This window comes from Dietzia sp. B44, assembly GCF_014145245.1.
GTDB classification, from domain to species: domain Bacteria; phylum Actinomycetota; class Actinomycetes; order Mycobacteriales; family Mycobacteriaceae; genus Dietzia; species Dietzia natronolimnaea.
Map to the genome: position 1 here is coordinate 1 of NZ_JAALEF010000104.1, position 10,742 is coordinate 10,742.

The window sequence follows — 10,742 nt, forward strand, 5'->3', positions numbered from 1 at the left end:
GGCCCGGGCGGCCACCGAGGCCATCTCGCCCTCGGACCACCTGCCGGCGTCGATCCCCGCGCGGGCCTGCAACGCGGCCATGTGGTGGCGGCCGGGCCACAGCGGGGCCACGGTGTACGGGTCGAGCTGCAGCGCCAGCGCCGAGTCGAGGTCGGTGCTCGCCGAGGCCTTGCCGAACCCGTAGACCAACGCGGTGTCGGCCTGGCCGGTGGCGATCTTGAGGTAGGCCTCGAAGAACGCCCAGGCGGCGTCCATCTCCACGTGCGATTCGCAGATGGGAGGGAACGCGCCGATGGTGTCGACGGCGGAGATGAAGGAGAAGGCCCGGCCGGCGAGGTAGTCGGAGGAACCGGAGCACCAGAACTCGATGTCGGTGCGGTCCAGCCCGGTCTGCCGGTAACACTCGGCGAAGACGGGCGCGAGCATCTCGACACCGTTGGTGGTGCCGAAGGTGGACTCTGTGTGTCGGGCGTGGGCGAAACCGACGACGGCCACGTCCCGGGGTGCGGTGGGGGTCACGGGTGTCCTCTACAGGTGATCGGCGTAGGTGTCGGGGTCGGCGTCGGGATCGCCGGTCGGCTCGAAGTGCGTGATGGCCTTCATCGATGCCGGGCGGTCGGCCTCGGGTGTCCAGACCGCGCGCACCCGCATACCCATGCGCACCTCGGAGGCCTCGCAGCCGAGAACCAGGTGCTGGATGGGGACGTCGGACCCGTCCAGGAGGATGTACGCGGTGACGTACGGGGGCGTGATCTCCTGACCGGCGAACGGCACGTTGACGATGCCGAACGTGGTGACCGTGCCGACGCCGGAGACCTCCACGTACTCGCCCATGGCCACCCCGTCGGAGGGGCAGTAGTCGCGCGGCGGGACGTAGACCTCGGGTCCGTTGGAGCGACGCCGCCCGAGCACACGGCCCTGCACGATGGCCCGGAGGAACTCGCTCTCGGCGGGACCCGCGGTGTGGGTCACCGAGAGCCCGATCGGGGTGACGACCATGGTGACGGGCTCGTCCCCGGAGGGCTGCGGGACCTCGTCGTCGTCGCCCTGATCGGTGCCGCCCGGGTCGTCCCCACCCGCCACGTCCACGGGGACCACGCACGCGATGTCGTGGATGGTCCCGGTCCGCTCGGCGGACCACCGTAGCCGCACGCGCATCCCCGAGCTCACGTCCTCGGGGCCGTCGGCGGCGAGGGGCAGCAGGATGGCGGTGTCGGCGCCGTCGAACCGGACCAGGGCCCAGGCGAACGGCGAGTCGAGCGGGTTGACGCCGGTGGGTTCGGGAACCCAGGTCCAGACGACGACGACGCCGTCGATCCCGGTCCCGGAGCCCACCTCGACGAAGTCCGTCAGGGCCTCGTGCGTGTGGGGGTCGAACTCCACCGGCGGCAGGTGCACGGCGCCGCGGGAGTCGCGGACCCCCACGAGTCGGCGGTCGCGCAGGCCGGTGAAGAATGCGCCCAGGACCGGTCCGGTCGACCGCGTGTAATCGAAGGACGGGGCGAGCGGGGCCTCGAGCACGGCCTCGTCGGGCGGGGTGATGTCGACAACGATCTCTCTGGATGTCACGCCACAAGTAGAACACGTTCCACTGCGCCGCGTGTGACTTTTCGTGAGCCGGACACCGTCGCGGGGCGGTCTGGGTCACACTGGTCCCCATGAAATTCGCCTTGCAGCTCGGATACTGGGGCGCCCAGCCGCCCACCACCCACGCCGACCTCGTGGTGGCCGCGGACAGGGCGGGGTTCGACACCGTCTTCACCGCCGAGGCCTGGGGTTCGGACGCGTTCACCCCGCTCGCCTGGTACGGCTCGCTCACCGAACGCATCCGCTTGTCCACGGCGGTGGTGCAGCTGTCCGCCCGGACGCCCACGGCCACCGCGATGAGCACCATGACCCTGGACCACCTCTCCGGTGGCCGGTTCTGCCTGGGCCTGGGCGTCTCCGGTCCGCAGGTGGTGGAGGGCTGGTACGGCCAGCCGTTCACCAGGCCGTTGGCCCGGACGCGGGAGTACATCGACATCATCCGCGCGGTGCTCCGCCGCGAGGCCCCCGTGACCTCCGACGGACCCGCGTACGCCCTGCCGTACCAGGGGCCGGGCGCCTCCGGACTGGGCAAACCGCTCAAGTCGATCCTCCACCCGCTGCGCGAGGACGTGCCCATCTGGCTGGGGGCCGAGGGGCCCAAGAACGTGGCACTCGCCGCCGAGATCGCGGACGGGTGGCTGGGGTTCCTGGCCTCGCCGCGGACCGCGCACGAGTTCAACGCGTGGCTCGACGAGGGCTTCGCCCGACCCGGCGCGCGGCGGACCCGGGAGGACTTCGAGGTGGCGTTCCTGTGCCAGCTTCACATCACCGACGACAGGCGCGCGGTCCTCGACGCGTACAAGCCGTTCACCGCGCTCTACGCCGGCGGCATGGGCGCGGAGGAGAAGAACTTCCACGCCGAGGCGTTCCGCCGGATGGGCTTCGCCGACGACGTCGACCGCATCACCGAGCTGTTCCGCTCCGGGCGCAAGGAGGAGGCCGCGGCGGCGGTCCCGGACGAGATGGTCGAGGCCACCGCGATCATCGGCGACGAGGACTCGGTGCGGTCGCAGATCGCCGAGTGGGAGGCCGCGGGTGTGACCATGCTCGTGGTGACGGCCCGCTCGGTGGAGGAGATCGAGTCTCTGAGCCGGTTGATGGACTGAGGCAATCCCTGGACCCCTGACAGGAACACGTTCTAGTCTGGGGTCATGAGCGCACCCACACCCACCATTCCCACCGAGACCGGAGTCCTGAACAACCGGACCGGGGAGTACGTGACCAGCGTCTACCGGATCGCCGAGGCCGAGCCGGACCGCGTCGCGGTGATCGAGGCCTCCGGTCGCCGGGTGACCTTCGGCGAACTCGTGGACGCGGCGCACGGCCACGCGCGGGGCCTGCGCGCGCTGGGGCTGGGGGCCGGGGACGGGATCGTCCTGATGGCGCCGAACAGTATCGGGTTCCTCGAGGTCTACTTCGCCGCCCTCGAGATCGGTCTCTACGTGGCCCCCGCCAACTGGCACCTGACCGGGCCCGAGGTGGCCTACATCCTGGAGAACTCGGGCTCGACGGTGTTCGTGGCCGACGAGAGGTTTGCCGACGTGGCCACCACCGCCGCGGCCGAGGCCGGACTCGACCCCGCCCGCTGCTACGCGATCGGCGACGTACCGGGGTTCCGGCCGCTCTCCGAGCTCGCCGTCCCGGCCGAGGGGGAGGACCCCTTGCCGTCGGGCCGCACCCTCGGCGCCCCGATGCTCTATACCTCCGGCACCACCGGTCGCCCCAAGGGCGTCCGCAGGCCGCTGACCGGCGCCTCTCCCGACCAGGTGACGGTTCCCAACTATTTCTTCTTCGCCGGCTTCGGCATCCAGGGCGCGGACAACGTGCACATTTGCGGCTCACCGCTCTACCACACGGCCGTCCTCAACTTCGTCGCCATCTCGCTCAACCTGGGCCAGACGGTGGTGCTCATGGACAAGTGGGCCCCGGAGGAGATGCTGCGTCTCATCGACGCCCACGGGGTGACCCAGTCCCACATGGTCCCGACCCAGTTCTCGCGCCTGCTCGAACTGCCGGAGGAGGTGCGCGCGAAGTACGACGTGTCGAGCCTCCGGACGATCGTCCACGGCGCCGCCCCGTGTCCGAAGCACGTCAAGCAGGCGATGTTGGACTGGTGGGGACCCGTCCTCACCGAGTACTACGCCGGCACCGAGGGCGGTGGCTGCACCATCACGGGCGAGGAGTGGCTGCGCAAGCCGGGGAGCGTGGGCCGGCCGTGGAAGACCACCACCCTGAAGATCCTCGACGACGACGGCAACGAACTCCCCGCCGGCGAGACGGGCAACGTCTACCTCCAGATGCACGGGTCCAGGTTCGAATACCACCAGGATGCGGAGAAGACCGCGAAGACCTACGTCGGCGAGCTGTTCACCATGGGCGACATCGGCTACGTGGACTCCGACGGCTATCTGTTCCTGTGCGACCGCAAGAACGACATGATCATCTCCGGCGGTGTGAACATCTACCCGGCCGAGATCGAGTCGGAGATGACCCGCCACGACGCCGTCCGCGACGCGGCGGTGTTCGGCATCCCGCACCCCGACTGGGGCGAGGAGGTCAAGGCCGTGGTCGAGCTGGCCGAGGGTTACGTCGAGTCCGACGAGCTCAAGACGCAGATCCTCGACGACCTCTCCGGCCGACTGGCCAAGTTCAAGATGCCGCGGTCGATCGACGTGGTGGAGGAGCTGCCCCGGCAGGCCAACGGCAAGTTGGTCAAGCGCAAGCTCAAGGATCCGTACTGGGCGGACGCCCGGTGAGCCGTATCGGGCGGACGCCCGCCGGCCCGGTTACCCACCGGCTACCGGGGCCGCTCACTACCCTGGACGCATGACCAGTACCCCGACCGCCCGTGATCTCACGCTCGCCCAGATCCTCGAGCGGCAGCAGCAGGCGTTCCTCGCCGACCCGCAGCCAGAGGCCGGGATACGGCGCGATCGGATCCAGCGGCTCAAGCACCTCGTCCTGGACAACGCGGCCGAGTTCACCGAGGCGATCCGCGAGGACTACGGGTGCCGACCCGAGACGCTCTCCACGATCACCGACATCGCGTCATCGATCCCGGACCTGGATCATCAGCGCGGCCACCTCGCCAGGTGGATGAGGCCGAAGCGGGTCTCCCGAGCCCTCGACGCGGTGGGGTTCACCCAGCAGGTCCGCCACGACCCCAAGGGCGTCGTCGGGATCATCGGCCCCTGGAACTTCCCCCTGTATCTGACGATCGTCCCGGCCGGGTCGGCGCTCGCCGCGGGCAACCGGGTCATGATCCGGCCGTCGTCGGTCACCGCCCACACGACCGAGGTGCTCTGCCGTCGGGCGCCCGAGTACTTCGCCGTCGACGAGTTGGCCGTCGCGGGGCCCGAACACGGCCGCGGTTCGGACTTCTCCCGACTGCCCTTCGACCACCTGTTCTTCACCGGCTCCCCTGGTGTCGGCAGGTCCGTCGCCAGGGACGCCGCCGCCAACCTCACCCCGGTCACCCTCGAACTGGGCGGCAAGAACCCCGTCGTGGTGGACACCAGCGCCGACCTCGACCGAGCCGCGCGGGGCATCGCGGCATCCCGCATGATCAACGGCGGCCAGGTGTGCATGTGCCCGGACTACGTCTTCGTCCCCCGGGCGGAGGTGGACAGGTTCTGCGACACCGTCCTGGACGAGTGGCGCAGGACCCTGCCGGCGATCGTGGGCAACCCCGAGTACACCGCGATCGTCAACACGTCCAACTACGAGCGCGTCGTCGGCCTGATCGACGACGCCGTGGCCAAGGGTGCCGTCAGGCGCGACGCCGCCCCGGCGGGGGAGCGGTTGCCGGACGCGGGTGTCCGGAAGATCGCACCCACCCTTCTCACCGGTGTGACGCCCGAGATGGAGATCGACTCGGACGAGGTGTTCGGGCCCGTACTCACGGTCTTCGGATACCGGAGCCTCGACGAGGCGGTCCGCTACATCAACGAGCGGCCCAGCCCGCTGGTCCTGTACTGGTACGGCCAGAAGAACAGCCGCTTCGACACCGTGGCCGACCGCACCCGCTCGGGAAACATCTACGGCAACGACTTCGGCATCGGGATGGCCTCCCCGGCCGTCCCCTTCGGCGGGGTCGGCGATTCGGGGATGGGCGGCTACCACGGGCACTACGGATTCCGGACGTTCACCCACGAGCGCGCCGTCGCGATGCACTCTTACGACGTCAACGTCTCCCGGGTGCTCGCGCCCCCGTTCACCGCGGGCAAGAAGAGGCTGGCCTCGGGGTACCTCGGGGTGATGAAGGCCCGGACCCGGCTGGGGCTCTAGTCGGGTCCGGGCGCCCGGTCACTCCCCGCGGAACTCGGGCTTGCGCTTCTCCGCGAACGCGCGAGGGCCCTCCTTGGCATCGGCAGAGGCGAAGACCCGTCCGCCGACCTCGGCGTCGACGCGGAAGGCCTCCTCCTCGTGCATGCCCTCGGTGCGCCGGATGGTCTCGATCATCCCCTGCACCGCGAGGGGCCCGTTCGCGGCGATGAGCCCGGCGATCTCCAGGGCCTTGTCCAGGGCGGTGCCGTCCTCGACCACGTGGCCGATCAGCCCGAACCGCTCCGCCTCCTCGGCGGTGAGATGGCGGCCCGTCATGAGGACCTCCATCGCGACGGTGTAGGGGATCTGACGCACGAGTCGCACCGCGGAGCCGGCGAGGGGGTACAGGCCCCAGCGGGCCTCGGAGACGCCGAACCTGGCGGAGCGCCCGGCGACCCGGATGTCGGTGCCCTGCAGGATCTCGGTCCCGCCGGCGATCGCCGGGCCCTCGACCGCGGCGATGAGCGGCTTGCTCAGCCGGCGCCCCTTGAGCAGCGCGGGCAGACGGGTCAGGTCCCAACCCCCACCCGCGAACTTGTCGCCCGGCGCGTCCTTGTTCATCGCCTTGAGATCCGCACCCGCGCAGAAGTACCCGCCCGCGCCGGTCAGGATGCACGCGCGGATGTCCGGGTCGGAGTCCACCAGATCCCACGCCGCCTCCATGCCGCGCATCATCGGCCCGGACAGCGCGTTGCGCGCCTCGGGGCGGTTCATGGTCACCACCAGGACGTGTCCACGCCGCTCGGTGAGCAGGTGCTGGTCCTCGGGCGTCTCGACGCGGGTCATCGGGCCTCCAAAAATTAGTTACACGGGTTCACGGCTTTCGCCCACGGCCGACGGTAACACGTTCTACTTTGGGTGTATGGCGTACACCATCGGAGATCTCGTCGAGCACAGTGTCGATCGCGTTCCGGACCGGGTCGTCCTGGTCCAGGAGGGTCGGTCGTTCACCTTCAGGGAACTGGAGGAACGGGCCAACAGGCTCGCCCACCACCTCCGGTCCGTCGGTGTCGGACCCGACGACAAGGTGGCGGTGTACAGCCGCAACACCATCGAGGCGGTCGAGGCGATGGTCGCGATCTTCAAGATCCGCGCCGTGATGGTCAACGTCAACTACCGGTACGTCCCGGCCGAGCTCGAGTACCTGCTCGACAACTCCGACTCCGTCGTGGTGTTCCACGAGCGGCGCTATTCGGACGTCCTCGCCCGGGCCCTGCCCAACACGCCGGGGGTCCGGCACTGCCTTGTCATCGAGGACGGCACCGACACCCCGGACCCGCAGGCGCCCGACGGGGTCTCCGTCGCCCACTACGACGACGCGCTGGCGGCCCAGTCGCCCGACCGCGACTTCGGTGAGCGCTCGAACGACGACATCTACATGCTCTACACCGGCGGCACCACGGGCTCCCCGAAGGGCGTGATGTGGCGGCAGGAGGACGTGTTCATGGTCCTCGGCGGCGGCATCGACTTCCTCACCGGTGAGAAGGTCGCGGACGAGTGGGAGCTGGCGAACAAGGCGGTCGACGGTGGCGTGCTTGTCCGCGCCGCACTGCCCCCGCTCATCCACGGCGGCGCCCAGTGGGCGATCCTCATGGCACTGTTCGCAGGCCACACCAGCGTGCTCATCCCGGAGTTCGACGCCGAGACCGTCTGGCGGACCGTGACCGAGCACAAGATCAATCTCCTGTTCATCACGGGAGACGCCATGGCGCGTCCCCTGATCGAGGAATGGGACGCGGAGAAGTACGACTCGTCGTCGTTGTTCTACATCGGGTCCTCCGCGGCACTGTTCTCCCCCTCGGTCAAGGACCAGTTCATCGAGGCCTTCCCGAACGTCATGCTCTCGGACTCGATCGGGTCGTCTGAGACCGGCTTCTCCGGGATCGCACTCGCGGAGAAGGGCAAGACCCACACCGGTGGACCCCGCGTGAAAATCGACGGGGAGACCACGGTCCTCGACTCCGAGGGCAACGAGGTCCAGCCCGGTTCCGAGGTCATCGGCAAGGTCGCGCGCACCGGTCACATCCCGGTGGGGTACTACAAGGACGAGGTCAAGACGGCGGCCACGTTCAAGACGTACGGCGGGAAGCGCTACTCGATCCCCGGTGACGACGCCCGGGTCGAGGAGGACGGCACCGTCACGATGCTCGGCCGCGGATCGGTCTCCATCAACACCGGAGGCGAGAAGGTCCACCCGGAGGAGGTCGAGGCCGCCCTCAAGACGCACCCCGACGTGTACGACGCGCTCGTGATCGGCGTCCCCGACGAGCGGATGGGCCACAAGGTCGCCGCCGTGCTCCACACGCGTGACGGCAAGTGCCCGCCGATCGACGAGCTGAACGACCACGCGCGGCGAGAGATCGCCCGCTACAAGTGCCCGCGAGCGCTGTGGGTCGAGCAATCGGTCAAGCGCAATCCCGCGGGCAAACCCGACTACCGATGGGCCGCGGAGATCGCCGCGTCCCGCCCCGCAGACGACAGCCAGGAGATCAGCAAGTGAGCATCCGTACCCCACTCGCGGAGGAATTCGGGATCGAGTACCCGGTCTTCGCCTTCACCCCGTCCAAGGCGGTCGCCGCAGCGGTGACGCGCGCCGGCGGCATGGGCGTCCTCGGGTGCGTCCGCTACAACGACGCGGCCGAGCTCGACGAGGTCCTGACCTGGATGGACGAGAACACGGACGGGAAGCCGTACGGCGTGGACATCGTCATGCCGAACAAGGTACCCACCGAGGGCAGCACCACCGACATCGCCGCGATGATCCCCGAGGAGCACAAGGCGTTCGTCTCCCGGGTCCTCGACGACCTCGGGGTGCCGCCCCTCGGTGACGACGCCGAGCACAACGCCGGTGTCCTGGGGTGGCTCCACTCGGTCGCCGAGGCGCACGTCGAGATGTCGCTCAAGCACCGCCCGGTGCTCATCGCCAACGCGCTCGGCTCCCCGCCCAAGCACATCGTGGACCTCGCGCACGCCAACGGGATCAAGGTCGCCGCGCTCGCCGGTGCGAAGAAGCACGCGCTCGCGCACGTGGACAACGGCGTCGACATCGTGATCGCCCAGGGCGGGGAGGCCGGCGGCCACACCGGCGAGGTCGCGACCCTCGTTCTGGTGCCGGAGATCGTCGCTGCGCTCGACGGGCGCGCGCCCGTGCTGGCCGCCGGCGGGATCGGGAGCGGCTCGCAGGTCGCGGCCGCGATCGGCATGGGCGCCGAGGGGGCGTGGATGGGCTCCCGGTGGCTCACCGCCGCGGAGTACGGCGATGACGGCGGCTCCAAGGCGATGCAGGAGGCGCTCGTCGCGGCCACCAGTGCCGACACCGTCCGCACCCGCATCTACTCGGGCAAGCCCGCGCGCCTGCTCAAGAGCAAGTGGACCGAGGCGTGGGCGGCCGAGGGTGCGCCGGGTCCGTTGCCGATGCCGCTGCAGAACATCCTCGTCGCGGAGGCGCACCAGCGGATCTCGGAGGCGCAGGATCCGGAGGTCGTGGCCATGCCGGCGGGCCAGATCATCGGTTCCCTGGAGGGTGTCGTCCCGGTCGCCGAGACGATGGCCCAGATCGTGAGAGAGTACGAGGCGGCGGTGGAGCGCCTGCGCGGCACCCTGGGCTGACCACGCTGACCACCCTCGGCTGATCACGCTGGGCTGACCATCCTGGGCTGATCACCCCGGGCCGACGTCAGCGCGCGTCCGGATTTCTTTCACTGCCGCCCCCGTCGATGAACCCTCGCCCGCACCGATGCGCACGCGAGAGTTCATCGCCGGGGGCGGCTGTGTTCTGGGCGTACAGGCGCGGCCGCGGATGCCCGCCCACGCGCCGTGGGGCGGCTCAGGACTGCGTGATGAACAGGAACATCGCCGCCCAGTGACAGGCGAACGCGATGACCGTGCAGGCGTGGAAGACCTCGTGGAAGCCGAAGACCCCGGGAACGGGATTCGGCCGCTTGAGGCCGTAGACCACCGCACCGCCCGTGTAGGCCACGCCACCGGCGACCACGAGTGCGACCCCCACGGGGTTGGCCTCGACGAGGTCGCCGGCAAACCACACCGCTGTCCAGCCCAGGACGATGTACAGCACCACGTACAACCACCGGGGCGCCGACAACCAGAACAGGCGGAACGCGATCCCGATCAGCGCTCCCGTCCACACGATCACCAGCAGGATCGTGCTGGCCGGGGCGTCGAGCGCGGCGACCGTCATGGGCGTGTAGGTGCCCGCGATGAGCAGGAAGATGTTCGAGTGGTCCAGCCGGCGCAGCAGCGCGGTGGCCTCCGGGCCCCAGGAGCGGCGGTGGTACAGGGCAGAGATCCCGAAGAGCAGCGTCGACGTTGCCAGGAACACCGCGCACGCCCACTTCAGCGCGGCCCCGTCCGCCAGGACCGTGAGGACCACGCCGAGCACCACGGCCACCGGCAGGGTCCCGGCGTGGATCCACCCGCGGAGCAGCGGCTTCTCGGGTAGCGCGGGGACGCCGAAGTCGTCGTCGTCCGCATCGGTCCTCGGGTGGGCAGTGGAGTTCACACGCAGAACCTACCGCCACCTCACACGGGCGTGAACGTCCTGTGACCGTCCACACGCGCCCACACACGATCGCCGGCGGGGTCGGGGCCCAGTGCGGTGAGGTCGCGGGCGCGGAACTTGAAGCTCGCCGTGCGCGGCAACTCCGCGGTCACCCGCAACAGTGACGGCCACTGCTTGGGGCCCAGGTCGGACTGCTCGGCGAGGAACTCCCCGAGGCCGGCCGCCACCTCGACCGGGTCCGCCCCCTCCCGCAACACGACCGACGCGGCGACGGCGTCGCCGATCGTGCCCGGGCCGCGCACCTCGTCCG

At 69.9% G+C, this 10,742-nt stretch carries 8 protein-coding genes and 2 pseudogenes; 5 read left to right on the forward strand and 5 right to left on the reverse strand.

Going from position 1 to position 10,742, the window contains the following annotated elements:
* Positions 1–519: pseudogene (locus G6017_RS04315) on the reverse strand (lipid-transfer protein); the annotation flags it as partial.
* A 9-nt stretch (positions 520–528) separates the two neighbouring features.
* Entirely contained in the window at positions 529–1,569 is a 1,041-nt protein-coding gene (locus G6017_RS04320) for a Zn-ribbon domain-containing OB-fold protein (protein WP_235027390.1), read from the reverse strand.
* A gap of 89 nt (positions 1,570–1,658) precedes the next feature.
* Between G6017_RS04320 and G6017_RS04325 the strand changes: the two genes are divergently transcribed.
* From G6017_RS04325 to G6017_RS04335, 3 genes are all read left to right on the forward strand, one after another.
* A complete protein-coding gene (locus tag G6017_RS04325) occupies positions 1,659–2,693 on the forward strand; it encodes an LLM class F420-dependent oxidoreductase (RefSeq protein ID WP_182616104.1) in 1,035 nt (344 codons plus the stop codon).
* A gap of 45 nt (positions 2,694–2,738) precedes the next feature.
* Positions 2,739–4,343 carry an acyl-CoA synthetase gene (locus tag G6017_RS04330; RefSeq protein WP_182616106.1) on the forward strand — a complete coding sequence of 535 codons (1,605 nt, stop codon included), beginning with the start codon at positions 2,739–2,741 and terminating at the stop codon, positions 4,341–4,343.
* Between the two features lie 70 nt (positions 4,344–4,413).
* Positions 4,414–5,874 (forward strand): aldehyde dehydrogenase family protein, encoded by a 1,461-nt coding sequence (locus G6017_RS04335; RefSeq protein ID WP_182616108.1) that lies wholly within the window; start codon positions 4,414–4,416, stop codon positions 5,872–5,874.
* Positions 5,875–5,892: 18 nt separating this feature from the next.
* Here G6017_RS04335 and G6017_RS04340 read toward each other — a convergent pair whose 3' ends face one another.
* On the reverse strand, positions 5,893–6,699 hold the full coding sequence (locus G6017_RS04340) for a crotonase/enoyl-CoA hydratase family protein (protein WP_182616110.1): 807 nt from the start codon (positions 6,697–6,699) through the stop codon (positions 5,893–5,895).
* Between the two features lie 76 nt (positions 6,700–6,775).
* Between G6017_RS04340 and G6017_RS04345 the strand changes: the two genes are divergently transcribed.
* The gene (locus tag G6017_RS04345; RefSeq protein WP_182616112.1) at positions 6,776–8,413 is read left to right on the forward strand and encodes an acyl-CoA synthetase; all 1,638 of its coding nucleotides are present in this window, start codon (positions 6,776–6,778) and stop codon (positions 8,411–8,413) included.
* A gap of 2 nt (positions 8,414–8,415) precedes the next feature.
* A complete protein-coding gene (locus G6017_RS04350) occupies positions 8,416–9,522 on the forward strand; it encodes a nitronate monooxygenase (RefSeq protein ID WP_182609360.1) in 1,107 nt (368 codons plus the stop codon).
* A gap of 217 nt (positions 9,523–9,739) precedes the next feature.
* Here the strand turns inward: G6017_RS04350 and trhA are convergent, their stop codons facing one another.
* Positions 9,740–10,432 carry a PAQR family membrane homeostasis protein TrhA gene (gene trhA / locus G6017_RS04355; RefSeq protein WP_347237944.1) on the reverse strand — a complete coding sequence of 231 codons (693 nt, stop codon included), beginning with the start codon at positions 10,430–10,432 and terminating at the stop codon, positions 9,740–9,742.
* Between the two features lie 20 nt (positions 10,433–10,452).
* Positions 10,453–10,742, reverse strand: a pseudogene (locus G6017_RS04360) (acyl-CoA synthetase); the annotation flags it as partial.